This window comes from Bradyrhizobium sp. USDA 4341, assembly GCF_054063755.1.
Window position 1 is genome coordinate 9507498 of the sequence record NZ_JBSSGO010000002.1, and the last position, 19905, is coordinate 9527402.

18 protein-coding genes and 3 pseudogenes are annotated in these 19905 nt (G+C 62.8%); 18 read left to right on the top strand and 3 right to left on the bottom strand.

All coding sequences use genetic code 11. The features are described 5' to 3' along the window. The first annotated feature begins 125 nt into the window (after nt 1-125). The 12 genes and pseudogenes from ACVIGB_RS49930 to ACVIGB_RS49985 all read left to right on the top strand — a co-directional run bounded on the left by ACVIGB_RS49930 (nt 126) and on the right by ACVIGB_RS49985 (nt 12186). Nucleotides 126-2153: a conjugal transfer protein TraG gene (locus ACVIGB_RS49930; protein ID WP_456723687.1), complete on the top strand. Its 2028-nt coding sequence runs from the start codon at nt 126-128 to the stop codon at nt 2151-2153. A gap of 12 nt (nt 2154-2165) precedes the next feature. Then, a complete protein-coding gene (locus tag ACVIGB_RS49935) occupies nt 2166-2717 on the top strand; it encodes a CopG family transcriptional regulator (protein WP_456723686.1) in 552 nt (183 codons plus the stop codon). Beyond that, a complete protein-coding gene (gene trbB / locus ACVIGB_RS49940) occupies nt 2710-3693 on the top strand; it encodes a P-type conjugative transfer ATPase TrbB (protein ID WP_456723685.1) in 984 nt (327 codons plus the stop codon). The genes ACVIGB_RS49935 and trbB overlap by 8 nt, the downstream gene beginning before the upstream one ends. Nucleotides 3694-3711: 18 nt before the next feature. Beyond that, nucleotides 3712-4080, top strand: a complete 369-nt coding sequence (locus ACVIGB_RS49945; protein ID WP_456723684.1) for a TrbC/VirB2 family protein — start codon at nt 3712-3714, stop codon at nt 4078-4080. Beyond that, nucleotides 4080-4339: pseudogene (locus ACVIGB_RS49950) on the top strand (VirB3 family type IV secretion system protein). The gene ACVIGB_RS49945 and the pseudogene ACVIGB_RS49950 overlap by 1 nt, the downstream one beginning before the upstream one ends. Next, nucleotides 4333-6921: a conjugal transfer protein TrbE gene (gene trbE / locus ACVIGB_RS49955; RefSeq protein ID WP_456723682.1), complete on the top strand. Its 2589-nt coding sequence runs from the start codon at nt 4333-4335 to the stop codon at nt 6919-6921. Before ACVIGB_RS49950 ends, trbE begins: the two are co-directional and overlap by 7 nt. Nucleotides 6922-6948: 27 nt before the next feature. Next, complete coding sequence (gene trbJ, locus ACVIGB_RS49960) at nt 6949-7701, top strand: P-type conjugative transfer protein TrbJ (protein WP_456723681.1); 753 nt, start codon at nt 6949-6951, stop codon at nt 7699-7701. Between the two features lie 11 nt (nt 7702-7712). Further along, the gene (trbL, locus tag ACVIGB_RS49965) at nt 7713-8876 is read left to right on the top strand and encodes a P-type conjugative transfer protein TrbL (protein ID WP_456723680.1); all 1164 of its coding nucleotides are present in this window, start codon (nt 7713-7715) and stop codon (nt 8874-8876) included. Between the two features lie 3 nt (nt 8877-8879). Beyond that, nucleotides 8880-9584 carry a conjugal transfer protein TrbF gene (gene trbF / locus ACVIGB_RS49970; protein WP_456723679.1) on the top strand — a complete coding sequence of 235 codons (705 nt, stop codon included), beginning with the start codon at nt 8880-8882 and terminating at the stop codon, nt 9582-9584. Then, complete coding sequence (trbG, locus tag ACVIGB_RS49975) at nt 9581-10606, top strand: P-type conjugative transfer protein TrbG (protein WP_456723678.1); 1026 nt, start codon at nt 9581-9583, stop codon at nt 10604-10606. Before trbF ends, trbG begins: the two co-directional genes overlap by 4 nt. Beyond that, complete coding sequence (locus tag ACVIGB_RS49980) at nt 10603-11880, top strand: TrbI/VirB10 family protein (RefSeq protein ID WP_456723677.1); 1278 nt, start codon at nt 10603-10605, stop codon at nt 11878-11880. The genes trbG and ACVIGB_RS49980 overlap by 4 nt, the downstream gene beginning before the upstream one ends. Nucleotides 11881-11883: 3 nt before the next feature. Then, entirely contained in the window at nt 11884-12186 is a 303-nt protein-coding gene (locus ACVIGB_RS49985) for a DUF2274 domain-containing protein (RefSeq protein WP_143046845.1), read from the top strand. A 113-nt stretch (nt 12187-12299) separates the two neighbouring features. Here the strand turns inward: ACVIGB_RS49985 and ACVIGB_RS49990 are convergent. Beyond that, a pseudogene (locus ACVIGB_RS49990) lies at nt 12300-12410 on the bottom strand (uracil phosphoribosyltransferase); the annotation flags it as partial. 265 nt (nt 12411-12675) lie between these two features. On the opposite strand from ACVIGB_RS49990, the gene ACVIGB_RS49995 reads away from it, so the two are divergent. The 3 genes from ACVIGB_RS49995 to upp are packed head-to-tail and all read left to right on the top strand — an operon-like array spanning nt 12676 to nt 15820. Continuing rightward, the gene (locus tag ACVIGB_RS49995; protein ID WP_456723676.1) at nt 12676-13923 is read left to right on the top strand and encodes a GTP cyclohydrolase II; all 1248 of its coding nucleotides are present in this window, start codon (nt 12676-12678) and stop codon (nt 13921-13923) included. An 8-nt stretch (nt 13924-13931) separates the two neighbouring features. Further along, on the top strand, nt 13932-15176 hold the full coding sequence (locus ACVIGB_RS50000; RefSeq protein WP_456656403.1) for a URC4/urg3 family protein: 1245 nt from the start codon (nt 13932-13934) through the stop codon (nt 15174-15176). Between the two features lie 14 nt (nt 15177-15190). Then, complete coding sequence (gene upp, locus ACVIGB_RS50005) at nt 15191-15820, top strand: uracil phosphoribosyltransferase (RefSeq protein ID WP_092124203.1); 630 nt, start codon at nt 15191-15193, stop codon at nt 15818-15820. A gap of 34 nt (nt 15821-15854) precedes the next feature. Here the strand turns inward: upp and ACVIGB_RS50010 are convergent, their stop codons facing one another. After that, nucleotides 15855-16352, bottom strand: coding sequence for a deoxycytidylate deaminase (locus tag ACVIGB_RS50010; RefSeq protein WP_244549813.1), 498 nt, complete (start codon nt 16350-16352; stop codon nt 15855-15857). Nucleotides 16353-16487: 135 nt separating this feature from the next. Continuing rightward, complete coding sequence (locus tag ACVIGB_RS50015) at nt 16488-17402, bottom strand: LysR family transcriptional regulator (RefSeq protein ID WP_092124205.1); 915 nt, start codon at nt 17400-17402, stop codon at nt 16488-16490. Nucleotides 17403-17585: 183 nt separating this feature from the next. On the opposite strand from ACVIGB_RS50015, the pseudogene ACVIGB_RS50020 reads away from it, so the two are divergent. From ACVIGB_RS50020 to ACVIGB_RS50030, 3 genes and pseudogenes are all read left to right on the top strand, one after another. Beyond that, nucleotides 17586-18550 (top strand): annotated as a pseudogene (locus tag ACVIGB_RS50020) (N-carbamoyl-D-amino-acid hydrolase). After that, nucleotides 18547-18906, top strand: coding sequence for an amidohydrolase family protein (locus ACVIGB_RS50025; RefSeq protein ID WP_456723675.1), 360 nt, complete (start codon nt 18547-18549; stop codon nt 18904-18906). Before ACVIGB_RS50020 ends, ACVIGB_RS50025 begins: the two are co-directional and overlap by 4 nt. A 52-nt stretch (nt 18907-18958) precedes the next feature. Next, nucleotides 18959-19891, top strand: coding sequence for an N-carbamoyl-D-amino-acid hydrolase (locus tag ACVIGB_RS50030; RefSeq protein WP_092124206.1), 933 nt, complete (start codon nt 18959-18961; stop codon nt 19889-19891). The last annotated feature ends 14 nt before the right edge of the window (nt 19892-19905 follow it).

Genomic DNA, 19905 nt, shown 5'->3' on the forward strand with positions numbered 1-19905 from the left:
CTCACTGACGAGCTTGATCGATACGGATCTCGCTGCCGACCACGATTTTTATTCCGGTTGAATGCTCACCGGACTCCCGCTTTTCATCTCGCCGCGCTCGCTAACGCGAGTGAGTGGGGCGGAACATGTTTCCAGCAAAAATCTACATTGGTCAGATCACTGCCGTCTTCGGCATCGTGATCGCGTCGACGTGGGGAGCAACGCAATGGACTGCGGCTGCTCTCGGTTTTCAGGAGCGGCTTGGCGCGCCCTGGTTCCTGGTTGCCGGCTATCCGGTCTATCTGCCCTGGCGATTGTTCGAATGGTGGTTTGCCTACGAGGCGTACGCCCCCGAAATCTTTGAAGCGGGCGGGGCGATTGCCGCGGCTGGCGGCATCGCCGGCGCACTGTTTGCAATCCTCAACTCGGTGTGGCGGGCGCGGCAAAACCAACTCGTTACGACTTACGGCTCAGCCCGCTGGGCGACGCCCAAAGAGATCAAGGAGGCCGGCCTCTTCGCAGCCAAGGGCGTGTTTCTGGGCCATCTCGAGAACAACTATCTGCGCCATGATGGACCGGAGCACGTCATGTGCTTTGCGCCAACCCGGTCGGGGAAGGGCGTGGGACTGGTGTTGCCGACATTGCTGTCGTGGACGTCGTCGGCGGTGGTGCATGACATCAAGGGCGAAAACTGGGAACTGACCTCCGGTTGGCGTTCGACGTTTTCGCACTGCCTGCTGTTCAACCCCACGGACTCAAGAAGCGCCCGCTACAATCCGCTGCTCGAGGTGCGCAAAGGGGCGGCCGAAGTTCGCGATGTCCAGAACATCGCCGACATCCTGGTCGACCCCGAAGGGGCGCTCGAACGTAGAACCCACTGGGAAAAGACCAGTCACTCGCTCTTGGTCGGTGTCATTCTCCACGTTCTTTACGCGGAAGAGCAGAAGACGCTCACACGCGTCACCGAGATCCTGGCCGATCCTGCTCAGTCCTTTGAGAAGACGCTCAGGATCATGCTGGCAACCAATCATCTTGGCACCGAGACCGAGCCGAAGGTGCACCCCGTGGTCGCCGCAACCGCACGAGAGCTGCTCAACAAGTCCGAAAACGAACGCTCCGGCGTTCTGTCGACCGCAGTGAGCTTTCTTGGCCTCTATCGCGATCCGATCGTCAGCCGGAACACCGAGAGTTGCGACTGGCGAATCGCCGACCTCGTGAGCGCCGACAAGCCGGTGACGCTCTATCTCGTCGTTCCGCCGTCGGACATCAGCCGCACCAAGCCGCTGATCAGGCTGATCCTCAACCAGATCGGCCGCCGGCTGACCGAGACCTTGAACGTCAATGCAACTGGCAGCGAGCACCGGCAGCTCCTGATGATGCTGGATGAGTTTCCCGCGCTTGGCCGGCTCGATTTCTTCGAAAGTGCGCTCGCCTTCATGGCCGGTTACGGCATCCGCGCGTATTTGATCGCGCAGTCGCTCAACCAGATCGCAAAGGCGTATGGCGAGAACAATGCGATTCTCGACAATTGCCACGTCCGCATTGCCTTCGCCGCCAATGACGAACGCACCGCCAAGCGGATTTCGGACGCGCTGGGGACAGCGACCGAACTACGTGCGCAGCGCAATTATGCGGGCCATCGCCTGGCGCCCTGGCTCGGTCATGTCATGGTCAGCCGTCAGGAGACCGCACGTCCTTTGTTGACGCCGGGCGAAGTGATGCAGCTGCCGCCCGATCAGGCCATCGTGCTGGTTTCTGGCCTTGCACCGGTCCGGGCGATGAAGCTGCGTCACTACGAAGACGCAAACTTCGTCAGCCGTCTGCGCGAGCCGCCGTCCTTGACGGGCGACGCGTACGCCGACCGGCCGGCGGCACGCCCTGACAATTGGAGGGGGCAGGTGCGCTCAACCGACCTTCGCCTCGCGACCCTGCCGTATCGCGAGCTCATGCAGGCGAGCGGCGAGGAGGGCGGTCTCAAGCAGCAATTGCCGTTGTTCGATGAGGCGGCACCGGCCGTAAACGACGCTCGCGCCATCGAGGAGCGATTGCTTGACGACGAGTCTGACGTCACCGCCGACCACAACCAGATGCAGCAATCCGCAGGCGCGTCCAGCGCCGTACGCCGAGCCCACGCCGTCACCCGCGACGATGACGATCTTCTCCCCTCATTCTGAAGAGCATTTCCGATGAAACCGAAACTGTCGGCCTACGTCAGCGATAGCGTGGCGCAACGGCTCGAACTCGCGGCCAAGCGGCCGGGAACCAATAAGTCAGCGATCGTGGACGCTGCGCTTGATCGCTTTCTCAATCCTGAGCGGGACGCAAGCGGCGATGCGGCGCTGATCCGAAGGCTGGACCGGATGAGCCGGCAACTGGAACGAGCCGACCGTGACGTGAGCGTCCTGGCGGAGACCATCGCACTTTTCATCCGTTATTACTTGACCATCACCCCGCCGCTGCCTTCGCAAGATCAGGATGCAGCGCGTGCGCTGGGCCGCGAGCGGTTCGAAATGTTTGTTGCCCAAGTCGGCAAACGCGTCGCCTCTGGTGGCCGGCTTGTCGCGGACGTCATGGATCGCGTCAGCGCGTCGAAACCAGATCTCTTCATGCGGAACCTCGAGGAGAGCGCTCCTCTGGGGGCTGCCCAACCCAGCGATACTGGATCCCGCGCGCAGGGCGCGACGGGTGAGCCGCCGGAGCATTCTCCGGCAGGGCGAGAGGAGGTCGGCAATGTCTGATCTCCTCTCGCCAGAAACCCGCGAACGACGCCGGGGCATGCTGCGGACCGCGATGGGACCGGCAATCGCCCTGGCTCTGGAAGAGCCTGATGTCGTCGAGGTCATGGTCAATCCCGATGGGCGGCTTTGGCTTGATCGGCACGGGACGGGTCGCGCCGATACCGGCGTCGTTCTGACGCCGCTGGAGTCGGAGCGGATCATCCGGCTTGTTGCAAGCCATGTGCGGGCGGAAGCGAGCAGTTCGTCTCCAATCATCTCGGCGGAGCTACCTGAGACTGGTGAACGCTTTGAAGGTGTCCTGCCGCCGGTCTCGCTCGCGCCTTGCTTTGCCATCCGCAAGCCCGCAACGACCACGTTCCGCCTATCCGATTACGTCAAGGCGCAGATTGCCTCGCCGCTAATGGCGAAAGTGCTGACATCAGCGGTCACCGAGGCGCGCAGCATCCTGATCGCCGGCGGCACCGGTTCGGGCAAGACGACGCTTGCCAATGCGCTCCTTGCGGAGATCGCTGGCCTCGGAGAGCGGGTGGTCGTCATCGAGGACACCCGTGAGCTGCGCTGCGATGCGAAGGATGCCGTGACGCTCCGGACCAAGCCGGGCGCGGCGAGCCTTGCGGATCTTGTCCGCTCTACGCTGCGCTTGCGGCCCGACCGCATCATCGTCGGAGAGGTCAGAGGCGCCGAAGCCCTCGACATGCTGAAGGCCTGGAATACGGGCCACCCCGGCGGAATTGCCACGGTCCATGCCAACTCGGCACGAGCTGCGCTCTACCGGATCGAACAGCTCATTCAGGAAGCGGTCGCAACCGTGCCACGCCGGCTCATTGCCGAAGCGATCGACCTGGTCGTCTTCATCAAGGGGCGGGGACCCGCACGGCGCATCGAGGCGGTCGCCGAGCTCAAAGGCCTCGATCCGTCGGGCGACTACCTGCTCGAGACCCCTCCCGGACTTCCAAACACAACCCACCGTCCTTGACCTGAAGGAGACTGCAATATGTCCATTCGACTGCGTCTAAACGTGCGTTCGCGCCTTCGCGGCTTCTATTCGGTCAGCGCATTGCCTCTGGTCGAGCTCGGCGTGGCCTCGGCCTGCGTGCTCCTCAGCGTCACGGCGGCACACGCCGCTGGTTCGGGCATGCCATGGGAAGCACCGCTCGAACGCGTCCTGGAATCCGTGCAGGGGCCCGTCGCCAAGATCGTCGCCGTCATCATCATCACGGTGACCGGCATATCGCTGGCCTTTGGCGACACCTCCGGCGGATTCCGCAAGATGGTCCAGGTCGTCTTCGGCCTCTCAATCGCCTTCGCCGCGAGTTCCTTCTTCCTTTCGTTCTTCTCGTTCGGTGGCGGAGCACTGATCTGATGCGCCCCGCTGGTTTTGAACTCGTGCTCCACCGCTCGTTGACCGAGCCCATCCTCATCGGCGGCGCTCCGCGTGCCGCCGCCATTCTGATCGGGACCCTGTCGGCCGTGCTGGCGCTCGGCTTGCGCCTTTGGCTCGCAGGCCTGGTGCTCTGGGTCATCGGACACAGCGCGGCCGTTTGGCTCGCCAAGCGTGACCCGGCGCCTTCGTCGAAGTCGCCATCCGTCACACCAAGCACAAAGGCCGGCTCGCATGCTGAACTTGAGAGAATTCCGCGGCGATGCCTATCGGCTGGCGGATTGGTTGCCATGGGCCTGCCTGGTCGCTCCGGGCGTCATCCTAAATAAAGATGGCAGCTTTCAACGAACGATATGCTACCGCGGACCGGACCTCGACAGTGCGACCGAGGCCGAACTGATGAGCGTCACCTCACGCGTCAACAATGTCTTGAAGCGTTTCGGTTCAGGCTGGGCTCTCTTCTTTGATGCCACGCGCATCCCGGCGTCCGAATATCCGCGGTCGGAATTTCCGGACGCGGTGTCCTGGCTGGTTGATGAGGAACGCCGCGCCGCTTTTGCGGGCGCCGCCGGGGCATCATGGGAGGATCCCGCACGACCGGGCGGGCAGCACTTTGAAAGTGTGCTGCATCTGACCTTGATGTATTTGCCGCCGGCCGAGCGGATCTCGCGCCTCGAGGGCCTGTTCCTCGAGCGTCCCGAGGGGAAGAATCGCGCGACCAAAAAAGATCGGCGCATTCGTCCGGGCCAATCGATCGCCGATGCCGATCGACACGAGAATTCGGCACAGGGCGGCATTGACGACGCCAATTTCCGCGGCCAGCGGAGGCTTGAGAGAAGCGAGCAGGGCTACCGGGACCACCTCCAGCGGTTTATCCAGGAAACCGACCGGGCGATCGATCTGCTCTCGTCGGTCTTGCCCGAAATCTGGCCCCTCAACGATGAGGAGACGCTCACCTATCTGCATAGCTGCGTCTCGACCAAGCGCCATCCGGTCAGTGTTCCCAAGATTCCGGCCTATCTCGATTGTTTCCTGAGCGATGAGCCGCTGACCGGCGGATTGTCCCCGGCGATCGGGCGGAGCCATCTGCGTGCGCTGACCGTCCTGGGGTTTCCGCACGTCACCTTTCCGGGCCTGCTCGACGAACTGAATCGGCTTGGCGTCGCCTACCGCTGGGCGACCCGGTTCATTCCGCTGGACCGCACGCAGGCAAATGCGACGCTGACGCGCTACCGGCGGCAATGGTTTGCCAAGCGAAAGTCGCTTGCAGCGATCCTCAAAGAGGTCATGTTCAACGAGCAGGCGGCGCTGCTCGACACCGACGCCAGCAACAAGGCGCTCGACGCCGACGCGGCGCTTTCCGAGCTCGGCGACGATCTGGTCGCCTTCGGCTACATCACAACGACCGTTACCGTGAGCGACGAGGACTCGCATCAAGCGGACGAGAAGATCCGCGCGGTCGAGCGGGTGATCAATAGCCGGGGTTTCACGGCCATTCGCGAGAGCGTCAATGCGGTGGAAGCCTGGCTCGGCGGTCTGCCGGGCCAAGCCTATGCCAACATCCGCCAGCCGATCGTTCACACGCTGAACCTCGCCCATATGTGCCCGTTGTCGGCGGTATGGGCCGGACCGGAGCGGTGCGAGCACCTTGATGGGCCGCCGCTTCTGATCGCCAAGACCAAAGGGGCGACCCCGTTCCGATTGTCGCTCCATGCCGGAGATGTCGGGCACACGATCATCGTCGGTCCGACCGGCGCGGGCAAGTCGGTCCTGCTTTCGATGCTCGCCCTTCAATTTCGCCGCTATCCGAACGCCCAGTTGATCACGTTTGACAAGGGCCGCTCGGCACGGGTCACTACGCTCGCGTTGTCGGGGGCCTGGTATGAGCTGGGCGCCAAGGGCGGTATCGCCTTTCAGCCGCTCAAGGATGCCGCGGAGGACGGGGCGAGACTCTGGGCACTCGACTGGCTTTGTGGCGTGCTCGCCCATGAGCGCGTGACCGTGACGCCCGAAGTCAAAGAGACGCTCTGGTCGGCGCTGAGGAGCCTCGGTTCTGCGCCCGTCTCGCAGCGGACGATGACCGGGCTCGTGGCGCTGCTTTCTCGTGATGCGCTTCGGCAGGCGCTGCAGCCCTATACGCTCGAAGGACCCTATGGTCGGTTCCTGGACGCAGACGCCGACCGTCTTTCCGGGGCGGACGTGCTGACCTTCGAGATGGAAGAATTGATGGCATTGCCTGGCCTAGTGGCGCCGGTTCTGACCTACCTCTTTCACACCCTCGAAGAGCGGTTCGACGGCCGGCCGACGCTGCTGGTGCTGGATGAGGCCTGGGTGTTTCTGGACGATCCGCTGTTCGCGGGCCGGATTCGCGAATGGCTGAAGACGCTGCGCAAGAAGAACGTGGCTGTGATCTTTGCCACGCAGTCGCTTGCCGATATCGCCGACAGCGAGATTGCGCCTGCGATCATCGAATCCTGCCCAAGCCGGATATTCCTCCCGAACCCCCGTGCGCTGGAGCCGACGCAAACCGAGACCTATCGCCGGTTCGGCCTGAACGACACGCAAGTTCGGCTGATCGCCGAAGCGTTTCCCAAGCGCGACTATTATCTGCAGTCTCGCGCCGGAAACCGCCTGTTCGAGCTAGGCCTTGGACCGGTCGCGCTCGCACTCGTTGGGGCGTCCTCACCGGACGATCAGCGCGTCATTGACGCGGTCCTGGCCCGCACCGGGCCTCATCATTTCGCCGAGCGCTACCTCGCCGAACGCGGTCTGCACTGGGCCGCCAACCTGATCAGCACCTTCGAACAAGCCCACAAGCTCTGACCTCAACCTCGATCCCTGGAGTCTTCCATGCTCGAAAGCATCGGCCGCGTGTTCACGGGTACAACTTCCAGAATTATCGTAACGACAATACTATCGTTTGTTATCGCCGTGAATGGATCGCGACGGCTCGGCGCGTTCGATATCGTATTCGATCCCACGAACTACAGCCAGAATCTCCTGACCGCCGCGCGCGCGCTTGAGCAGATCAACAACCAGGTCAGAAGCCTCCAAAACCAGACGCAGTCGTTACTCAATCAGGCCAAGCATCTTACAAGCCTCCCGACCAGCGTCGTCGGTCAGCTCTCCTCGACTATCAATCAGATGAACGGCCTGATCGGTCAGGCAAAGAACATCTCGTTCGATGTGCAGACGACGCAGCAAGACTTCCAGCGGCTCTATCCCCGACAGTACGCGGCGGCCATCTCGTCCGACAAGATGGTGCAGGATGCGACGACACGCTGGGACAACAGCTACGACGGGCTGAAGCAATCGCTCACGCTGCAATCAGCTATCGTCAGTACGCTCGACCAGGATGGCCAGACGCTTCAGATGCTGATGGCTAGGTCGTCTGCTGCGGTGGGCTCGCTGCAGGCGCAGCAGTCGGGTAACGAGCTTCTCGCCCTGCAGATAAAACAGTCGCTGCAAGCCCAGGCGCTCATGGCAACCCAGGCGCGCGCAGACACGTTGCGTGCCGCCGAACAACAGGCGTCGTCGGCCGCGGCAAAGGAGCGATTTACCCGCTTCATTGGCGACGGCCACGCCTACAGCGGCGGCAAGTAGGTGAGGGCGCCATGGCTGATCTCTCCGTCATTGACCGCTTTACCGAGACGTTCTCGCGCTACATCGACTCCGGATTTGGTCTTCTGTCTGGCGACGTCTCATTCCTGAGTTCAACGTTGATCGGCATCGACCTGACGCTCGCCGGGCTTGCCTGGAGCATGCGGGCGGACGATCACATCATGGTCACGCTTGCCAAGAAGGTGCTTTATGTCGGCGCTTTTGCGTTCATTATCGGCAACTTCAAGAGCCTCGCCGATATCGTCTTCGCGTCCTTCTCCAGCATCGGTCTGAAGGCGTCCGGTGGGACCTTAAGTGCGGCCGACCTGGCGCGGCCAGGCTTTGTCGCCGCCGCCGGGTTTACGGCCGCTCATCCTCTTCTGGAGGAGACCGGCCAATTCTCCGGCTTTGATGTCCTGACCAACCTGCCGACGATCCTGATCCTGCTGTTCTGCTGGATCCTGATCGTGCTCGCCTTCTTCGTCCTCTCTGTGCAGCTCTTCGTCACGCTGATTGAATTCAAGCTGACGACGCTCGCAAGCTTCATTCTCGTGCCGTTCGCGCTGTGGGGCAAAACCGCGTTCCTGGCGGAAAAGACCCTTGGCAACGTCGTCGCTTCAGGGGTGAAGGTGATGGTACTTGCGATCATCATCGGCATCGGCTCGACCATCTTCGGTCAGCTCGCAAGCACGCTGACCCGGCCAGTCGATATCGTCTCGGCCATGAGCTTGCTGCTTGCGGCCCTTTCGCTGTTTGGCCTTGGCATCTTTGGCCCGGGAATCGCGGCGGGCCTGGTCTCGGGTGCACCCCAGCTGGGCGCCGGCGCAGCCGCGGGAACGGTGGCGGGTGCGGCGGCTGTCGTGATCGGAGGCGGAGCGGCGGCCGCGGGTGGGCTACGTCTTGCGGCGGGTGGTTCAATGACTGCGGTTCGCTCCGCAGCATCGCTCACCGGTGCGTCCTCGGTGGCGGGCACGTCAGCCCGGGCCGCAACGGTGGATCAGCTCTCGAGCGCGAGCACCGGCGGCGCAACGAACGGAGCGGCGGCCTCAGGCGCGGGTCGTGCGCCGGCCTCGTCGGGACGGGGACACGCGAGGGAAGCGGCTCAGGTCGCTGCTCACACCCTCAAGGAAGGTGACAAAGGCGGGCATTCTTCGGGTCCGAAGCTGGGGGAGGAGTAAGATATGGCTGGTCACCCCTTTCAGCGTGCGTCCGTCCGCTATGGCGAGACGCCGGAGCCGGTCACGCCATATCAGAAGGCAGCCCAAGTCTGGGACGAGCGGCTAGGCTCTGCCCGTGCGCAGGCCAGCAACTGGCGGCTGGCAGCGCTGGCGGCCATCGGCCTGTCCGGCGTCCTCGGATTGACGATCTTTACCCAGATCGCCCGGTCGAGCGTTACCCCCTACGTGGTCGAGGTCGATCGGCTCGGTGAAGTCCGAGCAGTCGGGCCGGCGCTCGAGGCCTACCAGCCGTCGGACGCGCAGATCGCGCATTTCCTCGCGCGGTTCATTGAGAACGTCCGCTCGCTGTCGATCGACCCGGTCATCGTCCGGGCGAACTGGCTGCTTGCCTACGACTTCGTCACGGACCGTGGTGCGCTGGCCTTGAACGACTACGCACGGGAAGCTGATCCATTCACAAAGATCGGCTCCAAGACGGTGACCGCCGAAGTCACGTCCGTGGTGCGTGCGTCGGGCGACAGCTTCGAGATCCGCTGGAAAGAGAACACCTACGAGAACGGCTCGATCGCAAAGACAGAGCGCTTCACCGGTCTCGTCACCACGGTTCTCAAGCCGCCCGCGGATGCCGAAACCCTGCGGAAGAACCCCCTCGGCCTCTACGTCCATTCCCTCAACTGGTCGCGCGACCTCATTGGAGACGCCAAATGAATTCTAAAGCCCTCACCAAGCTCGCGTCGGCCGGCGTCCTTGCTTTGTCGCTTGGGCTTGGCGGCTGCGCCACCAAGCTCAATCTCGAAGCGCCCTACGATGAGATGACCTTCGAGAAGGCGCTTCCAGAGACCGATCCGCCGGCGCCAGTACAAGTCGTCGAAACCCCCAAGGTCCTCCCGTTGCCCGGCCAGTTGAAGCCCTTTCCGACTAAGGCCGCCAAGGAAGAAAAGCTGCCGCCCGAGCAAGCGATCGCCAAGGCCAACAAGGCGGCACGGATGGAGCCGACGCGCGCCGGATATATTAACGCCATCCAGGTCTACCCCTGGACAGAAGGTGCGCTCTACCGGCTCTATGCCAGCCCAGAGAAGGTCTCGACCATCGCGCTTCAACAAGGCGAGGAACTGATCGACGTCTCCACAGGTGATACGGTTCGCTGGGTGGTCGGTGATACCCTGAGCGGGCAGGGCAACTCCCGGCGTGTGCATATCCTAATCAAGCCGACGTTGCCGGATATCCAGACCAACCTCGTGGTCCTGACCGATCGGCGCGCCTATCACCTTGAGCTGGTCTCGACCAAGCAGACATACATGGCGTCCATCTCGTGGACGTATCCGACCGATACGCTCGTTGCGCTCCACAAGCAGAACGCCGTCGCCCAGGAAAGCGAGGAGCGGGTCGCCGACCGCGGCGTCCGGCTCGACAGCCTGAACTTCCGCTATCGGATTGAAGGAGACGATCCCCCGTGGCGTCCGGTGCGCGCCTTCGACGACGGCCGTAAGGTCTATATCCAGATGCCGTCCGGCCTGTCGCAGGGGGAGGCACCGCCCTTGTTCGTCGCCGGAGCCGACGGCCGACCGAACCTCGTCAACTACCGGGTCCGCGGCTCCTACTATATCGTCGATCGGATGTTCGGTGCCGCCGAGCTTCGCCTTGGCGAGGATCCACAGCGCATTGTCCGGATCATTCGCATCGACGCGCGACCGGTGTCGCAGGTCTTCAGCACCGGGAGCGCCTCATGACGACAGGATTGGATCAGGATCCGGAGCCGCTGGAACTGCGAGCGCGTCCGCGGCCCGTTCGGCGCCTCAACAGGCGCGCCCTCATGATCGGCTGCGCCGTTGCGGCGCTGTTCGTTGGCGGGGCGATACTGATTGCGCTCCGACCGCACTCCTTCAAGCCGTCGGAGCGGACGGAGCTCTATAATACCGACCGCAAGCAGACCGCCGAGGGCTTGAGCAAGCTGCCAAAGTCCTATGAGGAGTTGCCGCCATCGACACCGCGGCTTGGACCGCCGTCGCCTGGGGACATTGGCCGGGCTTTTGCGGAGAACGAGAAGAAGGCTGGCGTCGCGTCGGACACGGGCTTCCGGACCAACCCGGAGGAGGACGCCGAAAGGGCCGAGCGGATCCGCCAAACACGGGTCGCTCAACAGGCGAAAGAGTCGGGCTTGTTCGTCCGCCTGTCGGAGAAGCAGGATAAGCGCAAGCAGGCGGCTACGGCCGAAGCGCCGGCGGCTTCTCCATCCGCGTTCCGGCCCTCAACGTCCGATACGGGACCGTCTGCTGCGGAACTTGCAAAGGCCACGCAGGCGATGGTCGACCGCTCCAGCGAGATCATTCCCTCGTCGCAGGCGCGAAAGGTGGCCTTCGTCGGAGCGAAAGCCGACACGGAGACCACCAATCCCCATGCGCTCAAACCGGCGCCATCCACCTATGCCGTCATGGCGGGATCGATCATCCCAGCAAGCCTCGTCACTGGACTGAATTCGGACTTGCCTGGGGCGACTATCGGCCAGGTTACCGAGAACGTCTACGATACGGTAACGGGTGAGCATCTTCTGATCCCGCAAGGGACGAGAATCGTGGGGAAGTACGACAGTGTCGTTGCGTTTGGTCAGAAGCGAGCGCTAGTCATCTGGACACGGCTCGTACTGCCGAACGGCAATTCGATCGTGATCGAGAACCTTGCGGCCACTGACGTTGCGGGCTACGCCGGGCTCGAGGACCAGGTGGACTTCCATACCTGGCAATTGCTCAAGGGCGTGGCCCTGGCGACCCTGATCGGAGTGGGGACACAGCTATCGATTGGAAACGACGAGAGCGACCTCGTGAAAGCGCTGCGGGAAAGCACCCAGCAAACGACCAATCGAGCCGGCCAGCGCCTGGTCGAGCGCGAGCTCGACGTGCAGCCGACGATCACGGTGCGGCCGGGCTGGCCGTTGCGGGTGATTGTTTCGAAGGATCTGGTGCTGAAGCCGTACCACGACGTTCAGACAGCGGCGAAGGGCAGGTGAGGGATGAAGCTTGCGAAGCTGCCTGATCGGACGCCGGTGAAGATGAATGTTGTGCTTACGCCAGGTCTCGCACAGAGGCTGCGAAAGTACGCTGACTTCTACGCCGAAACCTACGGTATCAAGGAGGAAGTGGGTGAGCTGATTCCGTTCATGCTGGAGGCGTTTCTCGATGGCGACGCGGATTTCAGGCGAGCGTGCCGAGCAGGTGGCGTGAAGGATACGCCTGACGCCGCTCCCCGTACTCCCCAAGTTCACCGGACCCGCAAAGGTCAGGATCTCGGCGGGGAGAGTTCGCGTAAAGATTAGGCGACCCCGGCATATTGCAAATATTCTCCTCCTGCGCTTGACACGAGCGCGCGCAAGCCGCCTCGTCAGGGACAGGTGGATCAAATCTTTCAATTGTTAGCTTTGAAGGTGTCTTCGTTCAGCAGCTCGCGAAACCCCTTGGTGGAGCGATCTTTGTCGCGCATCAGCGAGAGCTTGTGCTGGACCAGGGGATGGTTGACGAGGTTCACGCTTTGCTTGGTCATGAGATCGCCTCTTCCGGAGTAGCACGTGCGATGTTGCAAGGAGCGTGCCCCATGCCGCGACCGCCACTTCGTTCACCGGCGCGCAAACAGGGGGCGGTCACGGCTCCACGGGTCATGATCGCGTTGTAAACCCTACGGTTAATGCCCCACGACCGTTCGAAACGGCCGTTGTGTTCAGCCGCAATTCGGCCATACTGAAGAATCCTTCGATTGCCGGCAACCGGGCTTGTCCGCCCGGCCGGCCGTCGACATCTCGTGGTGCGTGATGACTCGTGCTAATCGAACTGATCATATTCGGATTACGTCGCATCCGGCGCCGGGTGCGAAGATTGAATTCCCGATTCATTGGGGAGCGGCGACGGCACGTGAACGCGGCCCAGTGATCGGGACGGTTTCGCGCCCCCAGCAGCGCAATGTTATCGGCACCCATAGCGGCTCCTATTCGATCTATCGCGCGCTGGCGGTCTCGTCGGGCGCGCTCGATCCGATCCGGCGGCCGGACCTGACCAACACGCAACCTGCCGCCACGATTGGGCCATTCCCGCAATGGACCGATCCAAACCGGATCGTCTCGCTCGATCCGTGGGGACACCTGGCTGCACAGGCGTTCTCGAAAGAGATTGCCGAGGGCGTCGATATCCGTCCGAGCATCGCGATCACCCGCGCCCGCCTCGATTTGCCCGAATTGCAGGCCGCGATATCGGCCGGACGGCTCAAGCGCGACGGCGCTGTCGTTCACGAGGGGGGAAGCGTCTCCGTCGTCAAGATCGCGATCGACCCGGTCTGGTATCTCCCGGGAATTGCGGCGCGCTTCGCCACGACGGAAAGCAATCTGCGCCGACAGCTGTTCGAGCAGACGGCCGGCATGTTTCCGGAACTGGTGACACGGCCCGACCTCCATGTGTTTCTACCGCCGATCGGCGGTACGACGGCCTATCTGTTCGGCGATGTCGCCAAACTGCCGGACCATCGCACCAGCATCACCTGCCGGGTGCATGACGAGTGCAACGGCTCCGACGTGTTCGGCTCGGACATCTGCACATGCCGCCCATACCTGCTGCACGGCATCGAGGAGTGCGTGCGCGCCGGGCAGACCGGCGGGCTCGGCATCATCATCTACAACCGCAAGGAAGGCCGCGCCCTCGGCGAGGTCACCAAATTCCTGGTTTACAATGCGCGCAAGCGGCAGGAAGGTGGCGATGCCGCCGCGCAGTATTTTGAGCGCACCGAATGCGTCGCAGGCGTACAGGATGCGCGATTCCAGCAGCTGATGCCGGATGTCGTGCACTGGCTCGGACTGAAACGCATCGACCGCTTCGTCTCCATGAGCGACATGAAGTATGACGCGCTGGTGAGTCAGGGCATCGACATCGTCGAACGCGTACCGATCCCCGACGATCTGGTGCCGGCGGACGCCCAGGTCGAAATCGTTGCGAAGAAGGCTGCCGGGTACTACTCGCCGGAGGAGCCCACCCAGCGCGACTTCGTCGGCCGGTCGCTCGATAAATATTGAGCGCGGCCATGTCCTCCGTGATCTCCGAGACAGCGGCGGCCTTGTCATTACTCAATGCCGCGGCGGTGCGGGAGCGCGCGCACCGGCTGCTTGCCATCGGCCTTGAGGATCAGCTGCCGAACTTCCGCGTCCACCTCGACCGCATGGATTCGACGGCCGAACTGGTGGTGCAGACCACGCGAGCGGCGTATCCCTCGCTGGCGGTGCCGTTTCATTCGCGCTGGCGGCATTTCTCCACCAATGGCGTCGATCGCTGGGCGGGCCTGGCCAACCAGGTTGCATGGCCAGATCGCGCGGCACGGGCTCGCGCCGAATTCGATCTGGCGATGGTCAGCGTGTTTCTGGACGCCGGTGCCGGGCCGTCATGGCGGTACTGCGACCCGGTGACCGGATCGGCCATTGGCCGTTCGGAGGGATTGGGACTGGCCAGCCTTGCGATGTTCGCCGCTGGCGCGTTCTCGTCGGATCCGCGACAGCCGCTTCGAGCCGATGCCGACGTGCTGGCGAATTTATCCGTGACAGACCTCGCGAACGGCATGCAGGTGTCGGGTGCCAATCCGCTGGTCGGCATCGACGGCCGGGTGAATTTGTTGCGCAGCCTCGGCCGGCTGGTGGCCTCCAATCCGGCCGTATTCGGACGCTTCGATACGCCGCGGCCCGGCGGGCTGTTCGACCGGCTGGCATCGCTGGCCGACGATCGCAGGCTCCCGGCCGCCACGATATTGTCGAAACTGCTCAGGGAGCTCGGGCCGATCTGGCCGTCGCGGCTGACGCTCGGCGGCATCGCACTCGGTGATTGCTGGAAGCATCCGATGCTGGCGACCGGGGATGCGACCAGCCACCTGATGCCGTTGCACAAGCTCTCGCAATGGCTGGCCTACTCGCTGATCGAGCCGCTGCAGAATGCCGGAATTGCTGTGACCGACATCGACGGGCTGACCGGGCTTGCCGAGTATCGCAACGGCGGTCTCTTCGTCGACAATGGCGTGCTGACATTCCGCGACGATGGTGCAGCGCTCCGGGAGCATGACGTCGCTTCACCGCTTGTCGTGGAGTGGCGGGGGCTGACGGTAGCATTGCTCGACTGCGTCGCGGACAATGTGCGCCGACGCCTCGGGCTCGATGCAGCCGCTCTGCCGCTGGCGAAAATCCTCGAAGGTGGAACCTGGGCCGCGGGCCGACGGCTGGCGCGTCAACGCCGCGCCGACGCATCGCCTCCAATCAAGGTTATCAGCGACGGCACGGTATTTTAGGGCGGAGACTCGGCATGGAAGGCGTCACGATCGTTAGCCATCCGCTGGTGCAGCACAAGCTGACACTGTTGCGCAAGAAGGACACCTCGACTAAGTCGTTTCGCGAACTCCTCAAGGAGATCGGGATGCTGCTATGTTACGAGGTGACCCGCGATCTGCCGCTGGCCGATGTCGATATCGAGACGCCGCTCGCGAAAATGAAATCGCCGGAGATCTCGGGCAAAAAGCTCGTGTTTGCGCCGGTGCTGCGTGCCGGCGTGACTTTTGCGGAGGGCATGCTCGACCTCGTGCCGACTGCGCGCGTCGCCCATATCGGCCTTTATCGCGAACCCGAAACATTCGTGGCCGTAGAGTATTTCTTCAAAGCGCCGAGCGATCTGCACGAGAGATTAGTGATCGTGATTTCCCCGGTGCTGGCGACAGCCAATCTGTCTGTCGCGGCGGTGGATCGGCTCAAGGAGCGCGGTGCCAATGAAGTCCGGCTGGTCAGTCTGATCGCCGCTCCCGAAGGGGTCGAGCGCATGCGCGGCATCCACCCGGATGTTCCGATCTGGCTCGCGGCGATCGACGAAGGGTTGGACGAGAACGCCTTCATCCTGCCGGGCCTCGGCGATGCCGGTGACCGTGCCTACGGTACGCGATAGTCGAGCCTGGCGACCTGATCGGAAGGCTGCGCGATCAATCGTCTTCTTCGGATACATCCGGAAGCTCTGCGAGCCTTGGTATGAACCGCACCACGACGTTTGCTTCCTTCAGCATCGTGGCGGCGATCGCAAAATCCTGAGCCCAATTCGAATTGGGTTGGTCAGGTTCATAACCAACGACCTCCGATATGCCCGATTGAATAATCGCCTTCGTGCATTCCACGCAGGGAAACCAGGGCACGTAGATCGTGCAGCCCTTGAGCGCTATCCCAATGCGTGCCGCATTGAAAATAGCATTCTGCTCGGCATGGCAGCTCCAGATGTATTTTGAGCCCGTGATGCGGGAGTGTCGCTCGTCCACCGCATCGTTGACCCCGCGAGGCAAGCCGTTATACCCAGTCGAGCGTATTTCGTTGTCGGGTCCGACCACGACGGCGCCCACGCGGCGTCCCTTTTCAATGCTCCAACGCGCCAAATGATGCGCCAGAAGCATGAACCGCTCATCCCATTTTCTATCTCGCAATTCGTCCAACCTCGTTATCGTGTACCCGGCATCAAATAGGTGCGAAAAGCAGTCAATAGCCGGATTTCCAGGGCGTTTTCTAGCGAAGTGGCGACCGGTCCGCGTGAAGAAAACGCGTCAAACAAAGCACTAGAGCCTCCGGCATCATGCCGAACTTGCGTACGGGCTGGTCGGACCGAGAACACGGCTTGCCTTTCGCACTTCGTCTAGGAACGCCTTGGCCAGGCGCGACAGGGGTTCTGCCTCCGACCAAAGCATGTGGGCTACGGCCGGTGTTCTGGGCGTGAAGGGCCTGACAACGAGGTCGTGGCTGCCGGCTTGGCGCGGCGAGAATGGATCGACGACGGCAGCGCCGACGCCGGCGGCCGCGAGCACACAGGCAGTGTTGCAGTATCGCACCTCCACCGTCGGCTGAAACGGCGCACCGGCCCGGGCAAAGCTCTCGCGTACCGCTTCGCCCAGTCGCGTTCCGCGCTCCAGCCCGATGAAGGGCAGGCCGACAAGATCGGAGGCGGATATGACGGGATGTTCAGCCAGTGGATGCTTCGGCGGCAGGACACAGACCATTTCGCCGGTGTGGACCACCTCATGCGCGATGCCGGGATGATGCGACAGGCCGAGCACGAAGCCCAGTTCGGCGACCCGGCTCGTCACGCCTTCGATGATTCCTTCATAGCGACGCACGTCAAAGAAGACCCGCGTCTGCCGCCGCTGTTGCAGGAAGTCCGAAAGCGCGGGAGGAATGATGCTATAGGCCAAGGGGGGCGTCGCCACGATCGACAACAGCCCCGAACGACTTTCCCGCAAATCGCGCACGCGGTTTTCAAGCTTGGCGTGAAGCGCAAAGATCGCTTCGCTTTCCTTGTAAAGCGCCATCGCCTCTGATGTCGGGAATAGCCGGTTGTTGACACGTTCGAACAGGGCAAAGCCGGCCTGCGCTTCCATTGCCTTGAGTGCATTGCTGATCGCCGGTTGAGACAGCGCCAGTTCGTCCGCCGCCGCGACCGTGGTCCGGTGCCGGATGACCGCTCGCAAAATCTCCAACTGGCGAAGGTTCATATAACTGCCGGTTATTGTCTCGCCCGAAATATCATAGCACGGGTGATTGCAATTAGCAGGCCGTTTTCACGTAATGGGCGGCGCGGCGGAATGCTGATGGAGCGGAGCATCGCCTCGTGCATTGGCAATCCGCACAGTTTGGAGGCAATATTGGTCCGCATACTTCGCGCCGCTGCCGCCCAGATGGGGCCGACGCAAAAAGCGGATCCTAGAGAGCGCACGCTTGGCCGGATGCTGGAGCTTCTGGAGACGGCTGCCGCGCGCGGCGCGGGCCTGGTCGTGTTTCCTGAACTGGCCTTCACCACGTTTTTCCCGCGATGGTACCTCGAAGGCGATATGCTGGATCAGTATTCGAGTGCAGCATGCCCAATCCGGCCGTGCAGCGCCTGTTCGATCGCGCCCGCGCGCTCCGCGTCGGATTTTATATCGGCTACGCCGAACAGACTGCCGACCGCCAACGCTACAACTGCTCGATACTGGTCGATCGCGACGGAGCGATTCTCGGCCGCTATCGCAAGGTGCATCTGCCGGGTTCGGTCGAGCCGCGCGCCGACGCACGCTTCCAGCAGCTTGAAAAGCGCTATTTCTCGTATGGCGACCTGGGATTTCCTGCCTTTCGCGCAGGACCGGATTGGTGTCACGCGATCATGGGTATGATGATCTGCAACGATCGCCGCGGGCCCGAATCCTGGCGCGTCCTTGGCTTGCAGGGGGTTGAACTGGTCTGCGTCGGCTACAATTCGGCAGCCTATGACCCCAATGGCGGCGTCACGGAAGATGCCGCGCTGCGCACCTTCCATTCAACGCTGGTGACGCAGGCCAACGCCTACATGAACGCGACCTGGGCGATCGCCGTCGCCAAGGCGGGCGACGAGGACGGCTCCGGACTGATCGGCGGCTCCTGCATCGTCGATCCGAACGGCCGCATCGTCGCCGAAGCGGCGACGTTGGGAGATGAGGTCGTCGTTGCCGACCTTGATCTCGACCTCTGCCGGCAGGGCAAGGACAAGATGTTCGACTTTGCCGCCCATCGGCGGCCCGAGCAGTACGCCGTCATCACCGAGCGTGCCGGTGTTGTCGAGCCGGCCGGGCTCGATGCGGTGGCAACGAATCTTCGGAACCAGGAGGCCGAGCGCCGATCCCGATGAGTAGCTCCGTCAGTGCCGACGTGGCGAATGCGCCCGATCTGATCGAAGTGGTGACCGCAACCGCCGCTGCGCTGATCAGGCGGCCGGACCTCGGAGCGATCGCGCCGGGGGCAACCGCCGACCTCACCGTGGTCGACCTGACGCATCCGCATCTGCAGCCGCTGTTCGATCCGCGTCGCGGCCTGATCGCGTTGGCGAACCGCGCCACTATCGACCAGATCGTCGTTGATGGACGCGTGCTGATCGATGTCGGCCGCTATGTCGCCGGCGACGAGGTGACAATCATTTCGGCCGGGACCGCGGCGATCGGCAGGATCTGGCATCTGCCGGAAGCGCAGGCGGCCTTCGATGGATGACGGATCGGCGATGCTCAAACGCAACACTAGGTAAGGTAATCGGGAAAAGCTCATGCGTGTCATCAATGTTGCCGCTGCCCAGATGGGACCGATCCAGAAGGCAGACAGCCGCGAGGCGGTCGTCGGGCGCATGATCGCGCTGATGGATCAAGCCAAGGCTCGGGGCGCCGATCTGATCGTCTATCCGGAGCTGGCGCTCACCACGTTCTTTCCGCGCTGGTACATGACGGACCAATCCGAGGTCGACCGCTGGTTTGAGCGCGACATGCCCAATGCGGCGACCAGGCTGCTGTTCGAGCGCGCGGCAAAACACCAGATTGCGATGAACTTCGGCTACGCCGAATTGACACCGGACGGCCACCATTTCAACACCAGCATCCTGACCGACAAATCCGCCCGCATCGTCGGCAAGTACCGCAAGGTTCATCTGCCCGGTCATTCGGAATTCGATACCGAACGCGCATTCCAGCATCTTGAGAAACGCTACTTCGAACCGGGGGATCTTGGCTTTAATGTCTGGCGTGCGCTTGGCGGCATCCTTGGCATGGCGATCTGCAACGACCGGCGCTGGCCGGAGACCTATCGCGTGATGGGCCTGCAAGGCGTCGAGATGGTGATGATTGGCTACAACACGCCCTCGGTGAACGCCGAGAAGAGCGAGGAGGGGCCGGCGAAGCGGTTGTTCCACAACCGGCTCTCGGTGCAGGCCGGTGCCTACCAGAACTCGACATGGGTCGTGTGCGTCGCCAAGGCCGGCGTCGAGGATGGTCATCCCTTGATCGGTGGCACCCTGATCGTTAATCCCGACGGCGAGATTGTGGCCGAAGCCGGCACCGAAGAGGACGAATTGCTGGTTCACCCCTGCGATCTGGACGCCACCGCCTTCGGCAAGGACACGATCTTCAACTTCGCGCAGCATCGTCGCATCGAGCATTACGGCCTGATCACCAGCCGTACCGGCGCACAACCGCCTCCGGAAAACTGATGTCCGAAACCCGG